At 47.2% G+C, this 22,033-nt stretch carries 22 protein-coding genes, 1 pseudogene and 1 riboswitch; of the genes and pseudogenes, 8 read left to right on the forward strand and 15 right to left on the reverse strand.

The window, feature by feature from the left end; translation table 11 throughout:
* Positions 1-141, forward strand: a pseudogene (locus tag QUB10_RS30230) (photosystem II q(b) protein); the annotation flags it as partial.
* Between the two features lie 225 nt (positions 142-366).
* Here the strand turns inward: QUB10_RS30230 and QUB10_RS30235 are convergent.
* The 7 genes from QUB10_RS30235 to QUB10_RS30265 form a co-directional block, all read right to left on the reverse strand.
* On the reverse strand, positions 367-951 hold the full coding sequence (locus QUB10_RS30235) for a GNAT family N-acetyltransferase (protein ID WP_333206880.1): 585 nt from the start codon (positions 949-951) through the stop codon (positions 367-369).
* A gap of 78 nt (positions 952-1,029) precedes the next feature.
* Positions 1,030-1,275, reverse strand: coding sequence for a DUF4926 domain-containing protein (locus QUB10_RS30240; protein ID WP_333206881.1), 246 nt, complete (start codon positions 1,273-1,275; stop codon positions 1,030-1,032).
* A gap of 6 nt (positions 1,276-1,281) precedes the next feature.
* Positions 1,282-1,566 (reverse strand): element excision factor XisI family protein, encoded by a 285-nt coding sequence (locus QUB10_RS30245; RefSeq protein WP_333206882.1) that lies wholly within the window; start codon positions 1,564-1,566, stop codon positions 1,282-1,284.
* 124 nt (positions 1,567-1,690) lie between these two features.
* Positions 1,691-2,548 (reverse strand): hypothetical protein, encoded by an 858-nt coding sequence (locus QUB10_RS30250; protein ID WP_333206883.1) that lies wholly within the window; start codon positions 2,546-2,548, stop codon positions 1,691-1,693.
* Positions 2,549-2,726: 178 nt separating this feature from the next.
* Complete coding sequence (locus tag QUB10_RS30255) at positions 2,727-3,116, reverse strand: hypothetical protein (RefSeq protein ID WP_333206884.1); 390 nt, start codon at positions 3,114-3,116, stop codon at positions 2,727-2,729.
* A complete protein-coding gene (locus QUB10_RS30260; protein WP_333206885.1) occupies positions 3,113-3,682 on the reverse strand; it encodes a hypothetical protein in 570 nt (189 codons plus the stop codon). Before QUB10_RS30260 ends, QUB10_RS30255 begins: the two co-directional genes overlap by 4 nt.
* Positions 3,683-3,816: 134 nt before the next feature.
* Positions 3,817-4,089 carry a DUF4926 domain-containing protein gene (locus QUB10_RS30265; protein WP_333206898.1) on the reverse strand — a complete coding sequence of 91 codons (273 nt, stop codon included), beginning with the start codon at positions 4,087-4,089 and terminating at the stop codon, positions 3,817-3,819.
* A 1,438-nt stretch (positions 4,090-5,527) separates the two neighbouring features.
* On the opposite strand from QUB10_RS30265, the gene QUB10_RS30270 reads away from it, so the two are divergent.
* Entirely contained in the window at positions 5,528-5,836 is a 309-nt protein-coding gene (locus QUB10_RS30270) for a hypothetical protein (protein WP_333206886.1), read from the forward strand.
* Between the two features lie 29 nt (positions 5,837-5,865).
* Here the strand turns inward: QUB10_RS30270 and gltB are convergent, their stop codons facing one another.
* A complete protein-coding gene (gene gltB / locus QUB10_RS30275) occupies positions 5,866-10,452 on the reverse strand; it encodes a glutamate synthase large subunit (protein ID WP_333206887.1) in 4,587 nt (1,528 codons plus the stop codon).
* 197 nt (positions 10,453-10,649) lie between these two features.
* Between gltB and QUB10_RS30280 the strand changes: the two genes are divergently transcribed.
* The 3 genes from QUB10_RS30280 to QUB10_RS30290 are packed head-to-tail and all read left to right on the forward strand — an operon-like array spanning position 10,650 to position 12,179.
* Entirely contained in the window at positions 10,650-10,868 is a 219-nt protein-coding gene (locus tag QUB10_RS30280) for a DUF433 domain-containing protein (protein ID WP_333206888.1), read from the forward strand.
* 3 nt (positions 10,869-10,871) lie between these two features.
* Complete coding sequence (locus QUB10_RS30285) at positions 10,872-11,192, forward strand: DUF5615 family PIN-like protein (RefSeq protein ID WP_333206889.1); 321 nt, start codon at positions 10,872-10,874, stop codon at positions 11,190-11,192.
* 18 nt (positions 11,193-11,210) lie between these two features.
* Positions 11,211-12,179, forward strand: coding sequence for a Fic family protein (locus QUB10_RS30290; RefSeq protein WP_333206890.1), 969 nt, complete (start codon positions 11,211-11,213; stop codon positions 12,177-12,179).
* Between the two features lie 40 nt (positions 12,180-12,219).
* On the opposite strand, the gene QUB10_RS30295 is transcribed toward QUB10_RS30290, so the two are convergent.
* On the reverse strand, positions 12,220-12,351 hold the full coding sequence (locus tag QUB10_RS30295; RefSeq protein WP_333206891.1) for a hypothetical protein: 132 nt from the start codon (positions 12,349-12,351) through the stop codon (positions 12,220-12,222).
* A gap of 188 nt (positions 12,352-12,539) precedes the next feature.
* Here QUB10_RS30295 and QUB10_RS30300 point away from each other — a divergent pair, with 188 nt between their 5' ends.
* The 3 genes from QUB10_RS30300 to QUB10_RS30310 all read left to right on the forward strand — a co-directional run bounded on the left by QUB10_RS30300 (position 12,540) and on the right by QUB10_RS30310 (position 14,205).
* Positions 12,540-12,959, forward strand: coding sequence for a phosphomannose isomerase type II C-terminal cupin domain (locus tag QUB10_RS30300; protein WP_333206892.1), 420 nt, complete (start codon positions 12,540-12,542; stop codon positions 12,957-12,959).
* 146 nt (positions 12,960-13,105) lie between these two features.
* Positions 13,106-13,435 carry an iron-sulfur cluster assembly accessory protein gene (locus QUB10_RS30305; RefSeq protein ID WP_333175585.1) on the forward strand — a complete coding sequence of 110 codons (330 nt, stop codon included), beginning with the start codon at positions 13,106-13,108 and terminating at the stop codon, positions 13,433-13,435.
* Between the two features lie 197 nt (positions 13,436-13,632).
* Entirely contained in the window at positions 13,633-14,205 is a 573-nt protein-coding gene (locus tag QUB10_RS30310; RefSeq protein ID WP_333206899.1) for a Uma2 family endonuclease, read from the forward strand.
* A gap of 136 nt (positions 14,206-14,341) precedes the next feature.
* Here the strand turns inward: QUB10_RS30310 and QUB10_RS30315 are convergent, their stop codons facing one another.
* From QUB10_RS30315 to atzF, 6 genes are all read right to left on the reverse strand, one after another.
* The gene (locus QUB10_RS30315; protein WP_333206893.1) at positions 14,342-15,340 is read right to left on the reverse strand and encodes a glycosyltransferase; all 999 of its coding nucleotides are present in this window, start codon (positions 15,338-15,340) and stop codon (positions 14,342-14,344) included.
* A 105-nt stretch (positions 15,341-15,445) separates the two neighbouring features.
* A complete protein-coding gene (locus QUB10_RS30320) occupies positions 15,446-16,660 on the reverse strand; it encodes a response regulator (RefSeq protein ID WP_333206894.1) in 1,215 nt (404 codons plus the stop codon).
* A gap of 216 nt (positions 16,661-16,876) precedes the next feature.
* The gene (gene yidD, locus QUB10_RS30325) at positions 16,877-17,107 is read right to left on the reverse strand and encodes a membrane protein insertion efficiency factor YidD (RefSeq protein ID WP_333154515.1); all 231 of its coding nucleotides are present in this window, start codon (positions 17,105-17,107) and stop codon (positions 16,877-16,879) included.
* Positions 17,108-17,256: 149 nt separating this feature from the next.
* Complete coding sequence (gene truB, locus QUB10_RS30330; RefSeq protein WP_333206895.1) at positions 17,257-18,198, reverse strand: tRNA pseudouridine(55) synthase TruB; 942 nt, start codon at positions 18,196-18,198, stop codon at positions 17,257-17,259.
* Positions 18,199-18,491: 293 nt separating this feature from the next.
* Positions 18,492-19,241 carry a calcium-binding protein gene (locus QUB10_RS30335; protein WP_333206896.1) on the reverse strand — a complete coding sequence of 250 codons (750 nt, stop codon included), beginning with the start codon at positions 19,239-19,241 and terminating at the stop codon, positions 18,492-18,494.
* A 40-nt stretch (positions 19,242-19,281) separates the two neighbouring features.
* The gene (gene atzF / locus QUB10_RS30340) at positions 19,282-21,096 is read right to left on the reverse strand and encodes an allophanate hydrolase (RefSeq protein ID WP_333206897.1); all 1,815 of its coding nucleotides are present in this window, start codon (positions 21,094-21,096) and stop codon (positions 19,282-19,284) included.
* A gap of 583 nt (positions 21,097-21,679) precedes the next feature.
* Positions 21,680-21,834: riboswitch (guanidine-I (ykkC/yxkD leader) on the forward strand.
* Positions 21,835-22,033: the final 199 nt, after the last annotated feature.

Raw genomic sequence — 22,033 nt, forward strand, 5'->3', positions numbered from 1 at the left:
AATACTTGGGCTGATGTGATCAACCGCGCTAACTTGGGTATGGAAGTAATGCACGAGCGCAATGCTCACAACTTCCCGCTTGATTTGGCTGCTAGTGAAGTCACCCCAGTAGCAATGGTTGCTCCTTCTATCAATGGCTAAGTTTTAGTCTGAGATTGACAAAAAGCGCTCCTAGAAATAGGGGCGCTTTTTGTTTTGGGAAAATATTTTTACTGCGACGATGGGAAGTATCGCAGCCGCCAAGGGAGTTAGATCGAGCTTATTTGAGATGGCAATTCGCGGAGATAACAGTTCCCTCGCTTCGGGTAATTGCTGTTAGGCTGGATTGAGGTTGGCTATCTGCTGGGAGACTCACTCATGATAAATTCAAGTTGCTTTAAACATCACAATACATTCATAATTTTCTAGATCGAGAAATCGGTCAATTTGTAAAGTTCCTATTTGTTCAAATCCCTGTTTTTGGTGAAACATTAAGGAACGAGTATTAGCTATTGGCTGGGAAACAATAAACAGCGAAATAAATGAATTTGGAAAAACTTGATAAATTTCTTTATACATAAATTGAGCAACACCTCTACCCATCCAATTTAACTTGGTTGCTACTCTTTCGAGATAAAAATGCCTATCGCTTGTGACTCTTTTCTTAAAAACTTCATCTTTCCAGATAATTTTATCCAAGATTTCATCAGATATTTTGGGTTGTGATATAGCCACAAATCCTAGAATTTCCCCATCGGTTTTAGCTGACACAAAATATCTGCATGAATTATTTAAGCTTTGGACAATCTCATCTTCAGTAATTTGTGTTAGCAAAAAGCCGCGCTCGATCGACGTATTTTGACCGCGCGCATGAGAATTGTGAATATTGACGATCGCCTGTATGTCCTCTCGATCGGCTTCTCTAAAAGTTAGATATTGCATTGCATAGGGTGTAGGAACGCTGTCATACATTTGCGATTTTAACGCTCAGGTTTGTCTATTCTAACAGCTAGATATAGATCGCATACCAGATTTAGTTTTGTAAATATTTTAGGGGCGATCGCCTTGGGACAATATCATGACTGTAGGTATGTCTGCACTTGTGGGCGATCGCAAATAACTTCCCGGTAGCGTCGCAACTGCTATAGTGTTTCCCAACAAATCGAATAACTCAACGCTATAACCTGTTTCTAGTCCCTCAACGTGATGCTGTTCTACAACCGTACCGATATCGCCGGCATCAAGTCCTTCTTCTGGACGGTTGCACAGCAAGATGACATCTAAATAAAGTTTCATGAAGTGCTAAGAAGCTACTGCAAAATCGGTGTATTGCCGCATCCCAGGCTCGTGAAATGCCAACACGATATCTTCCTTGGGAACCCCTGCGCGCACCAAATCCGTTGCAATCCCATCTTCTGTCCAGTCTTCCTCGATCCAGAATTTGCGATCGCGAATCCGAACGTAAACAGCCCATCGATTTTCGATTTTCGATTTTCGATTTTCGATTGAAGAATAGGAGAATAAATGACCGTTTTGTGCGTCGGTAATTAAGAATGTTTCGAGGTCGGATTGAGGAGGGCGGTACAATTATAGATACTCGGTTAAAATATGCTCTATTACTTTGGGATACTCAGTTAGTTTATCCATTGCACTATTTTCTATACTATCGATCGACCTTTTTTCCCATCGCACTGCGCGAATTGCGATCGCATCAAATCCCTGATTCAGTAAAAGCTAGGTTCAAATCATCAATCAACCCCAATTTTTGGGCCCACTCTGTTAAGTAACCCCGATCCAAATTATCAGATTGGACTTTCAGAATTCCCAAAACATCATGCCATTGTTTTTGAGACTGAGACTGTTGCCGCCAGAGCAGTTTGGCCAACACAATATCTTCAGGAGAAGCCACCCAAAATTGTTCTACACCAGCTTCGTCAAGCGCTTCTAATCGTCGTCTTGCCATTTTTGAGCGATCGAATTCAGTATTAGAATTCAGCACAATATCAGCGTTCAATACTGAAGTCATGTGAGTGACGCTCAACACCATCCCTCTACCCTCTTGAATATCTTTGACCGAACCTGGAGGGCAGTAAAAACCAGCCGTTTCTAGTGCTTCAACTAATTGAAAAATATTGTGCCGGAGCAATTCAATTACTAAATCTAAATCGCGTGTTGTTCTCGGGTCGCCATAGACAGAAGCGGCAACGCCTCCTGTAATATAATAAGAGATACCTAATGTTTCAAAAATTGGGTGCAACAGTCTAGCAATTTCGCTGGGGTCTTGCGTCCACATAGAGGGCTCACTGGTGGGGGTTAAAATTGGCAACCACTTGCTACCTAATATCGATCGAGCAAATCGCTCTTTGTAGGTTGAGGGACAAGCTTTTTTCATCCCGCGCAAGCTAACAGTTTTTGCCCAACGATTTAATTTGGCCCCCATTTGCCACCGTTGGGAATTGGTGAGTTGTCGCAGTAGGTAAAAATCAATTGCATCAGCTTCAGGAGTTTTATCATCCGACTGGGAACGGTATCCAGGTTTGATGGATATTTTCGGTATGGATTGAATCATTTTGCTTGTTGATTTCCCTAATTCTATACATCATATCAGTTAACAACGCTCACTTTAGTTCTGTCTGCACGGGTTGGCGATCGCAAATAACTTCCAGGTAGCCTCGCAACTGCTACAATGTTTACCAACAGATCGAAAAACTCAAGGCCATAACCTGTTTCTAGTCCCTCGACGAGTGCTATTGATTTACCACTCCTCGCAGTTCCTTAATGTCGATGTGGATTCCTTGACGTTTCAGATATTGGCTCAAGTTAATCTGGATGAATAAATCTTTGAGCTCTTCAGCAATCTCTGCCGGGGGATTGCCAGATAACGCAGTTGCAATTAGACGTTCTGCCATTCGTAATTCGCCACATTCAATCGCTAAAGATGCTGCGCTGCGGTGAAGCACAGAACGAGTGGGTTCAGCATCAAGGGCGCTAGCGATTAAGGCTGCGGCCTGAGTTTCTTGTTCAAAGGCTTGGCGCGTCAATTGTGCAGCCAACTCCAACGCACCTCTTAAGCTGGCGACTGCCGCTGCTTCGGCTAAATCCATTGCTTGTTTGTGGAGCGATTGAATCTGGCTCATTGGAGTACGGTTCCTTCAGGATTTTGCTTGGCACTAATAATAGAAATCGGTCGGCTGAACTCTACTACAATGATATACGCTGGCAAGCCTTGTGCGTCTGAGGCGCGGGTTTGTTCAGTTTTCAGCTTGACTCTAGTATTGATTTGACTTTGATTGCCTTTGCGAATTCCAGAAACCTCTAGCCGAGCCATTCGCTCAAATGGCAGTGTGGTAGCTGAATTTTGACTTCCTAACCAATAGTCAAATCCAGTTCCTTTGCGAGAGCGTTCAATGACTGTGAGATTTGTTAATTGCAAAATTAACAGGAATGCGATTCCATAAGCAGCCTGCTCGGTAGTATATTCTTCGTCATTCCAACATCGTCGGGTTTGCTCGGTGACTGGCTGCCAATCTAACTTGAATGTGGCAGAAAATTCTCCCTCAACTTTAAGTGTTACTCCTGGTTGGTGAGCTTCATCGGTTAGACAAATCGCACCTGCTTCTGCGATCGCCGCTCCAAAGGCAGGTGTAATTGCAGGGAGTCCCTGGCTAAGGCTTTGTAAGTTTAAGATTTGAATCTGGCTCAAAGCGACGTTGCTCTATGGAAAGTAGATATTCAATTTTACTCTCAGTTGCGACAATTTGAGTCGATAGCCACTATTTTTAGACGATCGCCTTCATCGACTTGGGGTCATCATCGCGATTGTACTATTTCCTCTACTTACACAGCAAAACTATTAACAAGTTTAACTGTAGGTCTATCTGCACTTGTGGGCGATCGCAAATAACTTCCAGGTAGCGTGGCAACTGCTACAGTGTTTCCCAAAAGATCGAAGAACTCAAGGCTATAACCTGTTTCTAGTCCCTCAACGTGATGCTGTTCTACAACCGTACCGATATCGCCGGCATAAAGTCCTTCTTCTGGACAGTTGCACAGCAAGATGACATCTGAATAAAGCTGATAGTTTATATCGTTCTCTGTTAACTTGTGAATATCGAGCTTATTTCAGATGGCAATTAGTAGAGATGTGCGATCGCGCGGGAGTCAGAAACCGGGTTTCTCACCAAAATTTCGGTGAGATGCCAAAATTATCGCAGAAACCCGGTTTCTTGGATTTGGGTCGATCGCGCGGGAGTCAGAAACCGGGTTTCTCACCAAAATTTCGGTGAGATGCCAAAATTATCGCAGAAACCCGGTTTCTTGGATTTGGGGCGATCGCGTGGGAGTCAGAAACCGGGTTTCTTCCCAAAATCGGGCGTGAGGATGCTTAAATTATCGCAGAAACCCGGTTTATTGGAGTAGATGCTAAACCCTAACTACCGCCAATCCGAGCGACATCGCCAGTAATCGGTAGGGTGCATCAGGCAAAAACCTTAAAATACGCCCGAAAATCTTGATGTCTGACGCACCCTACATAGGCTTTAACTATCTTAACAAATTTATAAAACCCACATTCCGCAGCCTCAACGATCACAATCGGTTTTTACTTATTTTTATCCCGCAATAAAACTATAAATTATACTAAAATACCGTACATTAACGGTTAAAAAGCTGTTTAAAGGCATAATTTATTACTTTAAAGATAGAGTCTTCTGCGTAATTATTCTGTGTGACACCCCAAAGTGCGGAATGTGGGTATAAAAGGTCAATATCTAACTATTATTGACGAAGCCTAGCACTATTGCTAGCATATAGCTTATAAAGTTGACATTATTGCTTGTGTAACTTTTATATCCAATCAGTCGTACCAGTTTCAAAGAGGTTGATTATGCGAGTTAAAGCCTTTCGCTCCTTGTTCGCACTGATTCTTAGTTGTGTAATTGCTTAGAATGGTTTTGCAAGTCCAGCTTTTGCTGCTAGCGATTCAGTCGGTTCATTCATAAACGGTTTTTGGTATGCTGTTGGTGGCATAGTTGGTGGGGCAACAGGTACTGTAGTCACCTGTTATACCGTTGATGTTCTTATTGCTTCGGTTGCTCCACCAGTTGCTGTTTATTTAGCCCCAATGTGTGCTACTACCGGAGCGGTTGGTGGATTTGGTGGTGGTTTAGCATGGGCAAAGGCAATTGCTGGAGCGCACTAGGCTTTAAGCTGTAACAGTTGGAAAAAAGTGGGTGGGTATACAATCCCACCCATTTTTAGTTTGTAGCATGACAGCGGCATAACACCGTTAGATGAATGAGCAATCGCTTAGGAGGCGTTACTAAGTCAATGGATAGAGATACATTAAACCTTAATGATCCTGTGTTTTCATCAGATTATAGAAATCCTAAAAAATCTCTAGATACAAAAACACCCATAACAAAAATATTCTTGAGTAGCATTTGACATAAAACAAAATATGCGGTATGTATGAAAATATAAATATGGGTATTTGTCCCGCAAAGGCAGATCAATAGTTAGCCATCACTTAACCTTCAGATGAATCTATATGGATCTACCTGATTTGCTTTATGAGAAACCGGCATTACCAGCCGAGGAAACCTTTGACCGCTTTGTAAAAAACTTGGAAGGTCAAAAGATTTCAGACTTCCTCCCCGGGGTGCCAAAATTTGAAAATGCTGATTATATCTTCAGCAATGATAATGTTAGCCCAGAATCACAAACTTTACAGACCGACTTTGGGGCCAGTGATTTATTTCGATATAAGCACATTCAGCTTGTCAAAAAGTATCTTTCGGAAGGTCGGATGAATCTCTGTTCAATTTTTCATAGGAACCAGTCGAGTAGGGTGCGTTAGGCGGTAGCCGTAACGCACCCATACTAATACTAACTACCCCCAATCCGGGCCACATCGCGAGCGTTTTCTTCAAACGCAGCCGTCAGCGCATCATCACCGCTTAAACCCGATGCGATCGCCCTTTCAATAGCCTGCAACACCCGCTTATAATCCCTCGGCATCACCTTCACAAACACCGACACCATCTCATCCCACGCAGCCAAAACCTTCGATGCCTTCGCACTTCCAGTCAAATCAACGTGAGTTTGAAGCATCTGCCGCAAATCGCTAATTTCCTCAACATCCTCCAATTTTTCCAAATCCACCATCGACATATTGCAGCGAGTAGCAAAATCCCCCGCCTCATCCAAAATGTAAGCAACACCGCCACTCATACCCGCTGCAAAATTGCGCCCGGTTTCGCCCAAAACTACAACTTTGCCGCCAGTCATGTACTCGCAACCGTGATCGCCCACACCTTCAACTACTGCATTCACGCCGGAGTTACGCACCCCAAAACGTTCGCCCGCCATCCCTCGGATGAAAACCTCGCCGGATGTCGCGCCGTAAAGCACTACGTTACCGACAATCACGTTTTCTTCCGCGACAAAGGTAGAAGCTGGCGACGGATACAAGATAATCTTGCCGCCGCTGAGCCCCTTGCCCAAATAGTCGTTAGCTTCGCCTTCGAGTTCCAGGGTGACACCCTTGGGCACGAATGCGCCAAAGCTTTGCCCAGCGCTGCCTTGGAAGTGCAGGTGCACCGTGTCATCCGGCAAACCTTCCCAGTTGCGTTTGGTGATTTCGTTGCCGAGAATTGTGCCGACAACGCGGTTGACATTGGTAATCGGCAGTTTGGCCTGTACCTTTTCGCCATTTTCGATCGCACCTTTGCACAAATCCAACAACACCGTCATATCCATCGACTTTTCCAACCCGTGATCCTGCGCCATCTGACAATAGCGCCCGACATCCGCCCCAACCTCCGGCTGATAAAGGATTTTCGAGAAATCCAAACCCTTAGCCTTCCAGTGTTCCACAGCTTGCTGAGGTTCCAAAACATCAGTGCGGCCAACCATTTCATTCAGCGTGCGGAAGCCCAACTGCGCCATAATTTCCCGGACTTCCTGCGCGATGAAAGTCATAAAGTTTACCGTGTGATCGGGGTCGCCGGTAAAGTTTTTCCGCAACAGCGGGTCTTGGGTCGCCACGCCCACCGGGCAAGTGTTCAGGTGGCAAACGCGCATCATAATGCAGCCCAATGTCACCAGCGGCGCCGTCGCAAAACCGAATTCCTCAGCGCCAAGCAAGGCAGCAATTACTACATCGCGACCGGTTTTCATTTGACCGTCAGTTTCCACGACAATCCGGCTGCGGAGATTGTTGAGTACCAAAGTTTGGTGAGTTTCCGCCAGTCCCAATTCCCAAGGTAATCCCGCGTGTTTGATCGAAGTTTGCGGCGAAGCGCCGGTTCCGCCGTCGTAGCCGGAAATCAAGACGACATCGGCGTGGGCTTTCGCAACCCCGGCCGCGATCGTCCCGACTCCAACTTCCGACACGAGTTTCACGCTAATCCGCGCTTCCCGGTTGGAATTTTTCAAGTCGTGAATCAATTCGGCCAAATCTTCGATCGAATAAATGTCGTGGTGAGGAGGAGGCGAAATCAAACCCACACCCGGAGTCGAGTTCCGCACCTTCGCAATCCACGGGTATACTTTTTTACCGGGCAACTGTCCGCCTTCACCGGGTTTCGCGCCTTGCGCCATCTTGATTTGCAGTTCCCGCGCTTGGGAAAGGTACAAGCTGGTAACGCCGAAACGCCCGGAAGCAACTTGTTTGATCGCGCTGTTTTTCGAGTCGCCCCGATCGTTCGTCCAAGTGTAGCGATCGGGATCTTCCCCGCCTTCACCGGTGTTCGATTTGCCACCAATGCGGTTCATCGCTACTGCTAGCGATTCGTGGGCTTCTTTGGAAATCGAACCATAACTCATCGCCCCAGTTTTAAAGCGTTTGAGAATAGATTCGATCGGCTCAACTTCCTCAATGGGTATCGATTCCCGCTGCTTGAATTGCAACAAACCGCGCAAGGTAAAATGCTGCTGGTTTTGTTCATTAACCAGCCCAGAATACTGTTTGAAAAGCGTATAACTGCCCTCGCGCACCGACTTTTGCAGGGCGTGAATTGTCTGCGGACTAAACAAATGCGCCTCGCCTTCTTTCCGCCACTGATATTCGCCGCCAACATCTAGAGTATGTCCGCTGGATGGGCGATCGGGGAATGCGTGATTATGGCGCAAAATTGCTTCTTGGGCGATGACTTCGAGGTCTACCCCTTCAATCCGGGAGGCTGTCCAAGCAAAGTATTTATCGACTACGGATTTGTTTAAGCCGATCGCCTCAAAAATCTGCGCGCCGCGATAACTTTGAATTGTAGAAATCCCAATTTTCGAGGCAACTTTCGTCACCCCTTTAGTTGCGGCTTTGACGTAGTTTTTGCAAGCTGTTTTGTACTCGACATTTAGCAGCAATCCTTCGCGGATCGAATCGGCGATCGTCTCAAAGGCTAAATACGGATTAATCGCGCCGCAACCATATCCAATCAGTGTCGCAAAGTGATGCACTTCCCTCGGTTCGCCGGATTCGAGCACGAGTCCCGCCCGCGTGCGCGTACCTTTACGGATCAAGTGGTGGTGCAGGCCCGCAACTGCCAGCAGCGCCGGAATTGGGGCTTTGTCTGGACTGATACCCCGATCGCTCAAAATGAGGATATTCACCCCGGAGGCGATCGCGCTGTCTGCTGCTGCAAAAACCTCTTCTAAGGATTGTTCTAGACCTTTCACACCGCTTTTGGGGTCAAACAAAATCGGCACAGTAACGGACTTGAAATTGCCCTCATTTACGTGTTGCAGCTTAGCTAATTCTTCATTGCTGAGAATTGGCGTTTTCAGTTCGATTAAATGACAGCTTTCCGGTTCTGGTTTGAGCAAATTGCGTTCAGCGCCGATCGTAGTTTCGGCAGAAGTTACAATTTCTTCGCGGATCGAATCAATTGGCGGATTGGTAACTTGAGCAAACAACTGCTGGAAGTATTCGTAAAGCAGTTTTGGTCGGTTGGAAAGCACCGCCAGCGGCGTATCCGCACCCATTGCGCCGACAGCTTCCACGCCATCTTTCGCCATCGGTGCTAACAGCAACCGCAGTTCTTCAAAGGTGTACCCAAATGCCATTTGCCGCTGCAATAATGTTTCGGGATGAGATTCTGGCAATGTCGGCGCATCTTTGAGTTTGGCGATTTCGACCATGTGCTGGTCGATCCACTGGCGGTACGGGTGTTCTGTGGCGATTTTGGTCTTAATTTCCTCGTCAGAGACGATGCGGCCTTCCTCGGTATTTACCAGGAACATCCGCCCCGGTTGCAAGCGACCTTTTGATACAATTCGTTCTGGGGCGATCGGCAAAACTCCGGCTTCCGATGCCATAATTACCAAGTCGTCTTTGGTAACGCAGTAGCGGGAAGGGCGCAAACCGTTGCGATCGAGCACTGCCCCGATCGATGTACCATCGGTAAATGCGATCGAAGCGGGGCCGTCCCAAGGTTCCATCAAGCAAGAATGGTATTCATAGAAAGCCTTTTTCTCGTCACTCATCGACTCGTGGGCTGTCCAAGGTTCGGGAATCATCATCATTACGGCGTGCGGCAAAGAACGCCCAGCCAAAGTCAGCAATTCCAAAGCATTGTCAAAAATCGTCGAGTCGCTGCCTTCGATATTGATTAAATTGGGGATTTTCTTTAAGTCATCGCCGAATAGTTCCGACTCGAACAGCGATTGCCGCGCGTGCATCCAGTTAATGTTGCCGCGCATCGTGTTAATTTCGCCGTTGTGAGCGATGTAGCGGTAAGGGTGCGATCGTTCCCAACTCGGAAAAGTATTGGTGCTGAAGCGCGAGTGAACCAGGGCTAGAGCGCTTTCCATGTCTGGGTCGTGGAGTTCGGGATAGTAATCGCCGACTTGCACCGGCATTAACATACCCTTGTAGACGATCGTCCGGCAGGAGAGTGTGGAATTATACCAGTAGGGGTCTGTGTTAGTCCTGCGAATCGCATTGTGAGCCCGTTTGCGGATGACGTACAGTTTCCGCTCGAAAGCCGCCTCGTCAATACCTGCGGCGCGCCGGAGGAACACTTGCTGCATGAAGGGTTCGCTAGATTTGGCGGTGTCGCCGAGGGACGAGTTATCCGTGGGAACATCGCGCCAGCCCAGCACTTCCTGGCCTTCTTCTGCGGCGATTTCCTCAAAAATGCGTTTGCCGTTTTCCCGTTCAGTTTGATTTGGCGACGAGTAAATCGCGCCAACGCCGTACTCGCCGGCTTCGGGAAGTTCGATGTTTAGGGCCGCTGTTACTTTTTTGAGAAACTTGTGGGGCACCTGCATCAAAATCCCCGCCCCGTCTCCGGTGTTGGGTTCGCAGCCACACGCGCCTCGGTGGTCGAGGTTCAATAGGATTGTCAGTGCCTGCTCGACAATTTCGTGGGATTTGTTACCCTTCATGTGTACGATGAATCCGACTCCGCAAGCGTCGTGCTCGAACTGCGGATCGTACAGACCTTGCTTTTGTGGCAGTCCGTTGCTGTTCATTTTGATGCTCCTGTCAAAGTGCCGAAAAGATGTTGATCTAGAGTGGATGGTGGGATGCCGATCGATCTAGTATCATTTATTATAGGTGGATCTACTGCATTGGGTAGATGCACGAAAAAATCAAAGCTGATGCGATCGAGCGTAAAAAAATAGTTAAAGCCGATAACTTACCTATGGAACCCGGAGGTTAAAGATTTATGCTTAAAGACTCTTCAATTATTAGCGTATCTCCTGAGATTATGGGCGGGACCCCAGTATTTGCTTGTACGAGGGTTCCGGTACAAACACTTCTGGACTATCTAAAAGCAGGAGAATCCATTGATGATTTTTTAGATGGGTTTCCCACCGTAACTAAAGAGCAAGTTATCGCGTTGCTGGAACAGGTAGAAAAACAGCTCGTTGGCATGGTAGCATAACCCATGAAGCTTCTTTTGGATGAGTGTATAGATCGCAAATTTGCCAGAGAATTTGTTGACTATGAGATAAAAACAGTTCCACAAATGGGATGGGCAGGTGTAAAAAATGGTCAACTTCTTGCACTTGCAGAAGCAGAGTTTGATGTTTTCATCACCGTCGATCGCAACTTATCATTTCAACAAAATTTACCACAGTTTGATATTGCGCTAATTGTTCTACAAGCACCATCTAATCGCTTGGCAGATTTGAAGCCTTTAGCTTCAAAAGTTTTAGCGATTTTAGCAATGGCAACTACTGAACAAGTTACGATTGTCAGTGCATAGTTTTAATAAATACGCTCTATGCAGTTATTCCCAACTACTCAATCCCCGATCGCCAATCAACTCTATCATAACTTTATCGCACTGTTAGTCCGACTTTATCCTCAGCGTGTGGGTGACATTCTCCACCAGCATTTTGCTTTCTCATCAGCAATGAGCATTTCTGAAAAATTGCAAAAAGTCGATCGACTCAAAGCGTGGTTAGATAGCTTTCGGCCGCTTTCTCCCACCCTGGTTGCAGAATTGAAAAAACTTTACGACGTTCGGTTCACTTATCACTCCAATGCGATTGAGGGAAACACCTTGACGCAACGCGAAACCGAATTAGTCCTCGAAACCGGCATTACTGTCGGTGGCAAAACTTTGCGCGAACACCTAGAAGTCATCGGACATCGAGATGCGATCGACTACATTGAAATGCTAACGCGATCGGACACCGCGATCGGTGAATGGGAAATTAAACAAATTCACAATTTAATTATAAGGGCGATCGCCCCGGAGGAAGCTGGACGCTATCGGCAGTTAGATGTCAAAGCCGCCGGTACCGAATACCTCTATCCGCCTCATTATTTGCTTTCGGGTTTGATGCCGGAATTTATCCAATGGCTCAACAGTGATAAAATCCGATCGTTACATCCGTTAGAGTATGCAGCCGAAGCACATCTTCGCTTTGTGTCGATTCATCCATTTCGGGATGGTAACGGACGGACGGGACGGCTATTGATGAATCTCCTGCTGTTGCGGGCTGGATATCCCATTGTGATTATCTCTAACCAGGTGCGTGCTGCCTACATCGATGCGATCGCAGAAGCACAGCAGCATGGTTCTGGGATTCATCCGCTCCTGGATCTTATTGTAGATGCGGCCCGATACTCGCTGATCGAAACCTTGCAAATCCTAGCAACCGCTAGCGATAGCCAAAGTCAAGGGCGGCCTTTCTATCAAGAGATGCTAGAAGTTTTGCAACAGCAGTCTCAAGACCTGGATTAGATGGGAGGCCCAGAAACCGGGTTTTTGCCCAGAAGACGCCCTACAGCCGGAAAAACCGCCAAAAACCCGGTTTCTTTGGTTTAGATACGTAAGTCCCGTTAAATAAAGAATCAGCAGCCCCAGATAAAGATTTGATGTAGATTTGGACGATCGCGCCCATGACAGGTGACAACAGCTATGTTGGTTTTGCTATGGTTGTTAAGGCAAGTCGATCGGGCTGAGCGCAACTCTTGCAAAACTCTACAGTCGGCTAACCAGTCCCCGCAGGTGGGCTTCGATTTTAACTATATATTAGTTAATCTCAAAAAACAACGTCGTTTACCAAAGGATTCAGCAAGCAATCCTCAAGGAGTGAAAATCATGGTTCAGATTCAAGAAATTTCTCAAGTATCTACCCTGCACGCACCTGCAGCACCCAACGGAATAGCCGCTACAGAATTGCGGCCTTGGGGCTCGTTTACGACTCTAGAAGAAGGCCCAGGATATAAAATTAAGCGGATCGAAGTTAAGTCGGGACACCGCCTCAGCCTGCAAATGCACCACCACCGCAGCGAACACTGGATTGTGGTTTCTGGTACTGCAAAAGTTACTTGTGGCGAAACTGAACAAGTTCTGTTTACAAATCAGTCTACCTACGTTCCTCAGTGCACTTCTCACCGCCTGGAAAATCCGGGAGTTATCCCCCTGGTTTTAATTGAGGTGCAGAATGGCGAATATCTCGGAGAAGATGATATTATCCGCTTTCAAGACGATTATGCTCGTAGTGAAAAAGCTAAGTAACTCAAGTTGCTAACAATATAGGGGTAAGGTGCGCGGCCCGGCGCACTTTACATTCTCCGGGTAAGGTAGAAGCCTAGGCAGATTCTACATTTTCAAAACTCAACATTACTTCCCAATTGCCAATTACCAATTACCAATTACTCATAATGATTCATCTGAGCAAAACAGCAGCAACAGAAGTAACGCGCCTCAAGTCGAAGCATCCGAACCCCAATGCTTTATTTCGTCTGGGCGTGGAATCGAGCGGCTGCTCCGGTTTGTCTTATACAATGGCATTTGACGATGCGCCAGCCCCAGAAGACGCTGTATGCGAGTCGGAGGGAGTTCAAGTGGCGATCGACCCCCAGCACTTAAAATATCTCAATGAACTCACCTTGGATTATTCAGAAGACTTGATGGGCGGAGGTTTCCGATTTCACAATCCCAATGCCGCCCAAAGCTGTAGCTGCGGCAACTCCTTTTCTGCCAAGGAATAACCAACCTGTAGGGTGCGTCAGTTGCAGATAATTATTCAATCTAAAATCTAAAATAGATTGACGCACCTGACAAAATAAGCAATAACCAATATGATTTAGAGTGCGTCAGTTGCAGATAATTATAAAATTTAAAATCTCAAATCTCAAATTTAAAATTTAAAATCTCAAATCTCAAATTTAAAATCTCAAATCGTATGATGACACTCAAAGACTTAGAAAAAGTCCAAAAAACCTTCAAAGAAGCCGGTCAAGACTACCAAGTTGAACTAGAAAGCGGGAAGATTATCATTGTGGGCCCGTCAGACATTGTATCTAGTGAAATTGGCATTCGCTTGAGTGCCTTTCTCTTCGTTTGGGTGAATCCCCGCCGTTTGGGTCGAGTTTTTGACTCCGCAGGCGGCTTTATCTTACCTAATGCTAACCTTACAGCACCTGATGTTTCTTTTGTCCGAGCCGCACGTCTGAGGCAAAGTCCCCGTTATTTCGGAGAATTAGTCCCAGACTTGGTAGTAGAAATTAAATCACAGAGCGATCGCATTAAACCGCTAGAAAAAAAGATTCATAATTTCCTAGAACTCGGAGCGCAAGTAGGAATTTTGATCGATCCAGATGAAGAAACTGTAACAGTTTATCGTCAGGAACGTGAACCGATTGTGTTGGGAAATGAAGATATTTTGACTGTCCCCGAACTTTTCCCTGGTTGGGAATTGCCAATTGCTGAACTGTGGCCGCCAATTTTTACTGAAGCAGAAACTCAAACTGAAGCCTAATAAAGTTTATGCAGATTTTACATAGCCAGAAATGCGAAAAACCTCTCTTCTCTTCCTCTGTGTCCTCTGCGCTCTCTGCGGTTAAATAATTCCTATGCAACCGTAAACGATATCAGTGCAATGGAAAAGCTTTCAATCAAGCTGGTGTACCGAGAATCATCCACTGCATTAACTGCTGCCACTCTGCAGATTGAGCTAATAAATCTGCATCGAATTCATTTCCCGCATCCTGCGAAAACTCGGCGAAAGCTTCCGCCCAATTAATTACTGTTTCCACAGGCAAATAAGGCGTATAATTCCAAGAACGCTGCAAAAACTCTACCATCTCAACAGAATGACCGGTGCGGTACAAATACCAAGCAATCCAAACTAAGGTACTGTACTTGATTTGCTTTTCCAACAAACGTATTTTATCCGGCAATTCGGGGCGGGAAAAAAAATTATCCATCACTGCGGCGAGGGATTTAGCCTGCGGTAAACCTTTGTACATGGCGCTTTGTTCGTGCTGGCGGTAGCAAACAGTTACTTGCTGCAACCACTCTGCTTCGCATCCCATTAAGGCTAAACGCAGCACTAAATCTGTATCTTCTGCCGGTGGAAATCGAGGATCAAATCCGCCGACGCGCTTTAACCACTGACGGCGAAATACCATCGCGCTGGGTAATACTGGTTTCCACCGCAGCCACATTTCTAAGTCTAATTTAGGGACGTTTTGCCAGGGTTTGACATCTTTTAGCGGTTCGCCTATACTATTAACTAGACGCCAACCGCTGTGGACGATTCCTAGATTTGGTTTCGCTGCAAATACAGCCATTTGTGCTGCTAATTTGTCGGGGAAAAAGTAGTCATCTGCATCGAGAAAGGCGATAAATTCTCCTCGTGCTAGCTCAATACCGCGATTTCTGGCAATCGAAACTCCTTGATTTTGTTGGTAAATGTAGCGAATTCGATCGCCATATTTCTCTAAAACTAATCTGGTATCGTCTCGGGAGCCGTCGTCTACTACAATAATTTCCCAGTTAGCATAGGTTTGGTGCAGAACGCTATCTACGGCTTGGCCGACGTAATCCGCGCAGTTGTAAGCCGGAATTACTACGCTCACCAGGGGGGTGCGATCGCTCGTAACATTACTCATAATTAATTATCTTAAATTCGATTGCGTCTTTATTTTACAATGAGCGTAGGGTGCGTCAGTTCCTGACGCACCCAGCAAGGGGTTATTGTGTTCATTAATTTTGGTTCAAGAATTTGCCAGGGTAAGTTGTCGTGGATTAAGTATATCTTGGGGGCGAATTGCTGAAGGGTAGCGATCGCCTTTTACCTTCAAATACTTGTCAACTATTTGCAAAACCTGTTCGGGATTGGCTGGCTTGCTCAAAAAATCGGAAGCACCTGTCAATTTCGCTCGCGTGCGGTCAATTATACTGTCTTGACTGGTCAAAAACACGATCGGAGTTTCCCGAAAAGCAGGTGCTTTTCGCAAAAAATTGCACAAAGCAAACCCACTTGTCTTCGGCATTACCACGTCCATAAAAATTAAGGCAGGCTTTTGTTTGGCGAGGATGCCCACTCCCTGCATGGGGTCTTGAATTTTTAGGACTCGATATCCCTCCGGCAACAAAATTTGCTCTAAAAATTCGCATACTGTCGGACTGTCATCGATACAAGCAATCAAAGGGCGACCCGGCCCAGCCATCGCCGCGGCCAGGCGCCACTGTTCTATAGGCGACGGCAAGTCTGGTACTGTTCGGAAATTTACTAAACCCTGTTTGATGTAATTAACTAAAGCGCGAGTTGCCACTGTCACGCACTGCTTTTTCTTAAATGCAATATCCCAAAGAGTATTCTCGCCGTTGAATACGTTACCCAAAGCGATCAAAGAATTAGAACTAAATCGATTTTGCTCCAACTGGGCCGACGGTTTTAAAAGCGGTGCTTGTTCTGGATCTACCAGCCACAAACCCATTGCTTTCCACTTCTGCCAAATTTCTTCTGTACAACACAGAATTTTCTCTACTTCTGTTAAAGACACCAGCAAAGAAGAGGTAATTGTAGAAAAATATTTCTGGGACGGACGCCACTCCCGGCGCAAACCCGATTGACCGATCAGGGCAAATAACACTTCGGAAAGGCTGGTGTGGACGATCGCCCTAGCTTGTTCCAGACTCATTTCGCTGGCTGCTATCCCTCGCTGAAGCAGTTGATATTCCCACAGTTCTCCAGCATTGAGGTCTCTGAGATCCACTTGAAAGTTTCGACAGTGTTGCCCGATCGCCCTGTACCAGCGCCTCGATCTGTGCGATCCTCCCGTGGCATAAACCAAACTACCCTGAAAAAAGTAAAGTTGCCACTGTTGTTCCCCTTGCTCTAACACCAGTTTCCCCGTTGCTTGTTTCTGGCTGAGTACAGCCAGAGTATGGGACAACATTTTGTATCCGATTGCGGTAGCAGACATATCAACTCGCATCCCCTGTACTCTGTTTGTACCATTATATAGCTGCTGAGTTTTGAAAGATAACAGTAATATTACTGAATTTGGGTTAAGAAACACCACTAATTGTGCGAATTTCACCCTCTTAGGGAGTGATTCCCCTCGGTAGTTTTAGCCATGAGGATGTAACGCCTATTTGCACTATTAACTAATAACTAAAATACTATTTTTGACTAATAACTAATCGCCCTCGCTATCTGCAGGAGGTACTGGATCGTAACCCCCTGGATGAAAAGGATGACAGCGCAAAATCCGCTTAACTGCCATTGAGCTGCCGCGGGCGGGCCCAAATCTTTCTATTGCTTCGATCGCGTATTGCGAACAAGTTGGCTGAAATCTACAGGCGTTAGGCAGGTAAGGAGAAATTCCCATTTTGTAGCCTCGGATTAATCCGATCAGCAATATTTTCACAATTTTTACCTCAGCGATTGATTAGATTTATAGGCCAATCTCGTCCGGTCCCGCTGTAAGCTAGGTGAATCTAGGGGATTCCCAGCGGTTAGAGTTCCGCCAACTTTTCCCGTACCAATTATACCTTTTTTCATTTTTATTTTAGATACTTAAAGCACAATTTGAGGAGATAATATGGTACTTGTCTCTGAGTTCGCTACTTGACCGATACCTAAAAAATTACCATCTCGATCGTAAACCTGCAAGGGATAGGGAGGTTGGGGTATTGGGTTGTGGGGGGGGTGGTTGCTACTTTCCTCATAGGGCCCGATCGGCGTTTCGGGAATCGGGAGGCGCTGTCCTTGAAACCAGCGTTTGGTATATTCAGGGGAAAGGACGATCGCCCCTAAATGTCCCAAAACCGCCGATGGCAAAATCGGGCAGAATTTATTTTCCTGCAATTGCAGTTCCAATTGTTCAAAAGTTAGACTTTCCTCGATCAAAAAACCGCTACTTTCGGTGCGAGTCAAACAAGCCAAAGTACCGCCTGTCTTCAACACCGCACCCAAATCCCGCGCGATCGCCCGAATGTAAGTGCCCGCCCCGCAGGCGATCGACAAATCCAATTCAGGAAAATCCCCCGATCGCCAATCCAATATTTCCAGCCGAAAAACCTCAACATTTCTAGCAGCAACTTCCACAGTTTCGCCTTTTCTAGCTAACTCATAAAGGCGTTTTCCTCCCACCTGCACCGCACTAAAACTCGGTGGAAATTGCTCGATTTTTCCTAAGAATTTTGGCAGTGCAGCTTGCACTTGTTCCAAACTCAACTCCCGCACCGGTCGAGAATGGATAATTTCTCCTTCTAAATCGTCAGTAGCAGTAGTTAAGCCAAATCGAATTGTGCCTCGGTAAGCTTTATTGTGTTGGAGATATTGCAGCAGTCTGGTTGCTTTGCCCAGGGCGATCGGCAAAACGCCAGTCACAGCAGGATCGAGGGTTCCTCCGTGTCCGACTCGCTTGAGTTTCAATAGCCGGCGCACTCGCCCCACGCAGTCGTGAGAAGTCATGCCCGCAGGTTTGTTGAGATTGAGAAAACCGTCAATAGTCATTAGTCAGTAGTCAGTAGTCAGTAGTGATGAGTCAGTAGTCAGTAGTCATTAGTCAGTTGTTATTTGTTATTTATTATTGGTTATTTGTCATACCAAATCCTGCTTAAATAAATTTCTCTATCTTAGTCTGCGAAGGCAGACTTCGTTTGTGTAGTTTGAGGTCAAAAGCGGTTTCAAGCACCGAGTCTCATAAAATGGTTAGCCAACCCGGATTTTGTATCAGTCAACAGTCAACAGTCAACAGTCAACAGTCAACAGTCAACCGCCAACAGTCAACCGTCAACAATTCCCAATTAAAGAATAAAGTCTGCCTGAGTGATTGAAGTGCGGGTAACTCCGAATAAAGTAGCCAGAGTTTCCTTGGTGCTTGTAAGCTGAATAATTGTACTCGGCGAAGTTCCGGTTCCAGCGGAAATGGTGAGTTCGCCAAAAGTAAGGCCGGCAGCCAAGCGAATTCGATCCGTACCATCAGTAAAATCTGTAATCACATCCCCGTCTGCGAAACGCCCGATCGCAAAAGTATCGTTTCCGGCGCCACCAGTTAAAGTATCTCGGCCGCGATCGCCCGATAAACAGTCATCGCCGATGCCACCAAACAGCGAGTCATCGCCGGCACCCCCAAAAAACGTGTCATTACCCGCGCCGCCCAACAAAGTATCGGTGTCTTGGTTGCCAAATAGCAAATCATTACCCTCGTCGCCCAGCATTGAGTCAGAACCTTTGCCGCCGTAGAAAGTATCGTCGCCGGCGCCGCCCAAAACGCTGTCACGGCCGGCACCGCCGAACAGTCGGTCATTGCCAACGTCGCCCAGCAGTGAGTCATCGCCGTCGCCGCCGTAGAGGGAATCGTCTGCGCCTAAGCCCAAAATGCTGTCAGGCCCACCCAAACCAAATATCAAGTTAGCGCCCGCAGTACCCCTGAGAGAGTCGGGGCCGCTGGTGCCGCGAGTGCCGCCAGCGGCCCCTCCGGGACTGGTACCGCTACCGCCAGTGGGGGTTGGGGTTGTGATGGGAATTGGTACAAGTGGCACTGCTGATGGCATGATTCTGAAGATGGGTAGAAATTTGCAATTCTAACTTAACTTAAAAGCGGAAGTTATAAGCACGCCAACCGCCCAGATCAGAAATATCGATCGCATCCGCCACAGCATAAGGTTCGCACAAAAAGCCCTGCACCGTCGAGCCGTCCTCCAACACCAGCGTACCAATTCCCAAGGGCGGGGGAATTTTAGCGACAAATCCGCCGAAAGCCGCGATCGACAACTCCCAAACTTCCACCTCGATCGCGCTACCGCCCTCTATCTGACGCACCAATCCCGGCTTGCCCAGAGCAGTACCCGTCAAAGCATACAGCTTGTAAATCGGGCTGGTACGGCAGGCGCGAACTAAAACGCCTCCGAGCTCGATTAGTTGATAATTCAGCGGCTCACCGCTTAAATGAGCGCCAACCACGGCTATTTTGACTCGTTCTTCTGAGGAAGATTTGGCGGCGATAGCGGGTTCCGGGACGGTTGGCAGCGGTAGGCCGGTTGCGCCCATAGTTCCCCCCAAGCTAGCGTGGAAAGCAGATCCCAGGCTGCAGAGCGATAGATCGTGCCACGCAGGAGCCATCAGTGTTAATCCTGCAGGCAATCCGCTGCTTTGAAACCCGCTGGGAACTGCGATCGCGCACAAATCGAGCAAATTCGCAAAGTTCGTGTAGCGCCCGAGATTGGTGTTGAGCGCGATCGGCTCGGCTGCAACTTCTGCGACAGTATAAATCGTACCTGTCGTCGGCACCGCCAACACATCCATTGACTGCCACTGAATTTCTGCCTTCTGGCGGAGTTCGGCTAACCGGTAGGACGCGCGGTAGGCAGAGACGGCATCGTAGCGTTTGCCGCCGCTGATAATTTCGTAGACGATCGGATCGATCGCATCTGGGTGCGCGTCGAGGAAATCGCCGATCGCCGCCAGCCTTTCTGCTACCCAAGGCCCGCCGTAGAGCAGTTCGGCAGCATCCGCAAAGGGTTTGAAGTCAATAGGTGCGATCGTGCAGCCCAAAGATTGCAAGCGCGCGATCGCCTCTCGGTAGCGCTGTTCGGCTTCTGCATTCCCGAAAAATTCGAGTTCGCCGTCTGCGGGAACTCCCACCCGCAAGCTGGATAAATCCGGCAAAACTTTCGTTTCAGGGCGGCGAGAAAACGCATCCTCAGCGTCAAAACCGCTGGCTGCTTGCAGCACCGAGGCCACATCCGCACAGGTGAGAGCGAACACAGAAACGCAATCGAGCGATCGCACCGCTGGCAGCAGGCCGCGAGTGCCGATCGAGCCGCAACTTGGCTTCAGCCCGACAATGTTGGTAAAAGCAGCGGGAACCCGCCCCGATCCTGCGGTATCGGTACCCAGAGCAAAACTCACCAATCCGGCGGAGACTGCTGCGGCGGAACCGGAACTCGATCCGCCCGGAATGTAGCGCCGATCGAAGGGATTGCGACAAACTCCATAAGGCGTGCGGGTTCCGACTAATCCTGTGGCAAACTGATCCATGTTTGTTTTGCCGATCGCGATCGCACCTGCCGCGCACAGGCGCTCTACGACTGCGGACGATCGCGCTGGAGTGCGAGCAAACTGCGGACATCCCGCCGTAGTCGGAACGCCCGCCCAATCGAGATTATCTTTGATCGCAAAAGGTATCCCGTAGAGCGGCAATTTTTGCGGGTCTAGGTTTTCCAAGGCTTTGGCGCGTTCGAGGGTTTCCGCCAGCGGTGCTAAATAAATCCATACTGCCGGATCTGCATAGCGTTCGATCCGATCGTACACGCTGGCGATCGTATCTGCAGGCGCGATCGAGCCGGTGCGGTAGCGATCGAGCAGCGAATGAATGTCTAGACTGTTGCTGTGGTTAAATTTTTCCATAGTGCACCGTCAGTCGATTTTAGATTTTAGATTTTAGATTTTAGATTGAAGAAATGACTTCATATCATTTCTGGTTATATGAGGATGATTTAACCGCAGAGAACGCAGAGAACGCAGAGGGAGATCCCAGAGAGATGAATAATTCCAATGCTAACGGATTTGACTTCACAGGCTGTGTTAGGCGATCGTTATTACAACAAATAGAATTTTAGTTTACCGCATTGTCGATCGCCTCCGCATCTAGTCTGGGGCGATCGAAGTATTTCTTGAAAAATCTTCAATTCTGGCCTTGCGGGCTTCGTCTTTGTGTGTGTAAACTTCGCGATTTCCCATCGCCCCCTCTCATCGCCCGCTTTAATCTTCCAAAAAGTTTAATTAACAACTCCCAAAAAAACTGTTTTTTGTAACATCTTACACATTTTCGCATCAAGTTTGCTGTTACCGTTTGAAACGTAGCAATCTAGTAAAATTGCACGCTACATTGTGCTGACTTTTAAAAAAGCTAAGTGCATTGCTGTTACTAACAGTCTCGAATAACTCCTTGGGTTGCAAACAGGACTTATACAGACAAAAACCGAAAAAATTTAACCGCTTCTAGGGTTCCGATTTGAATTAGTTTCTAACTCAGCTTAGAAAGTTCAAGTGCTGGTCCGAGAGAAGCAGACTGGTTCTCCCAATATTTGATTAATTTGAGGGAAACACTAGCCAGTTACACGGCGGGATAAAAGCCCGGGAGAAACGCGATCGGTCAGCAAGACTCGGTTCGTTAGCTCTCGGGCTTTATCCTTGTATATCAAGGGGGTTTGCAGCAGCTAAGGAAGCCAAAGAAGGTGCAAAAGCTCGATCGACATATTCACCTCTAAGTAGGTAAGCGGGATTAAACCGAGCTATGTAACAATATGTAAACAGGCCTAACTTAGCCACGCTTAGGGTTAAG

Origin of the sequence: Microcoleus sp. B5-D4 (assembly GCF_036705145.1) — a bacterium.
Taxonomy (GTDB): Bacteria; Cyanobacteriota; Cyanobacteriia; order Cyanobacteriales; family Microcoleaceae; genus Microcoleus.

Excerpts from the sequence above, each read along its gene's own strand:
- QUB10_RS30235 (WP_333206880.1), bottom strand. The coding sequence starts at position 951 with ATGTATGACAGCGTTCCTACACCCTATGCAATGCAATATCTAACTTTT.
- QUB10_RS30240 (WP_333206881.1), bottom strand. The coding sequence starts at position 1,275 with ATGAAACTTTATTTAGATGTCATCTTGCTGTGCAACCGTCCAGAAGAA.
- QUB10_RS30250 (WP_333206883.1), bottom strand. The coding sequence starts at position 2,548 with ATGATTCAATCCATACCGAAAATATCCATCAAACCTGGATACCGTTCC.
- QUB10_RS30255 (WP_333206884.1), bottom strand. The coding sequence starts at position 3,116 with ATGAGCCAGATTCAATCGCTCCACAAACAAGCAATGGATTTAGCCGAA.
- QUB10_RS30270 (WP_333206886.1), top strand. The coding sequence starts at position 5,528 with ATGGATCTACCTGATTTGCTTTATGAGAAACCGGCATTACCAGCCGAG.
- gltB (WP_333206887.1), bottom strand. The coding sequence starts at position 10,452 with ATGAACAGCAACGGACTGCCACAAAAGCAAGGTCTGTACGATCCGCAG.
- QUB10_RS30280 (WP_333206888.1), top strand. The coding sequence starts at position 10,650 with ATGCTTAAAGACTCTTCAATTATTAGCGTATCTCCTGAGATTATGGGC.
- QUB10_RS30285 (WP_333206889.1), top strand. The coding sequence starts at position 10,872 with ATGAAGCTTCTTTTGGATGAGTGTATAGATCGCAAATTTGCCAGAGAA.
- QUB10_RS30290 (WP_333206890.1), top strand. The coding sequence starts at position 11,211 with ATGCAGTTATTCCCAACTACTCAATCCCCGATCGCCAATCAACTCTAT.
- QUB10_RS30300 (WP_333206892.1), top strand. The coding sequence starts at position 12,540 with ATGGTTCAGATTCAAGAAATTTCTCAAGTATCTACCCTGCACGCACCT.
- QUB10_RS30305 (WP_333175585.1), top strand. The coding sequence starts at position 13,106 with ATGATTCATCTGAGCAAAACAGCAGCAACAGAAGTAACGCGCCTCAAG.
- QUB10_RS30310 (WP_333206899.1), top strand. The coding sequence starts at position 13,633 with ATGACACTCAAAGACTTAGAAAAAGTCCAAAAAACCTTCAAAGAAGCC.
- QUB10_RS30315 (WP_333206893.1), bottom strand. The coding sequence starts at position 15,340 with ATGAGTAATGTTACGAGCGATCGCACCCCCCTGGTGAGCGTAGTAATT.
- QUB10_RS30320 (WP_333206894.1), bottom strand. The coding sequence starts at position 16,660 with ATGTCTGCTACCGCAATCGGATACAAAATGTTGTCCCATACTCTGGCT.
- truB (WP_333206895.1), bottom strand. The coding sequence starts at position 18,198 with ATGACTATTGACGGTTTTCTCAATCTCAACAAACCTGCGGGCATGACT.
- QUB10_RS30335 (WP_333206896.1), bottom strand. The coding sequence starts at position 19,241 with ATGCCATCAGCAGTGCCACTTGTACCAATTCCCATCACAACCCCAACC.
- atzF (WP_333206897.1), bottom strand. The coding sequence starts at position 21,096 with ATGGAAAAATTTAACCACAGCAACAGTCTAGACATTCATTCGCTGCTC.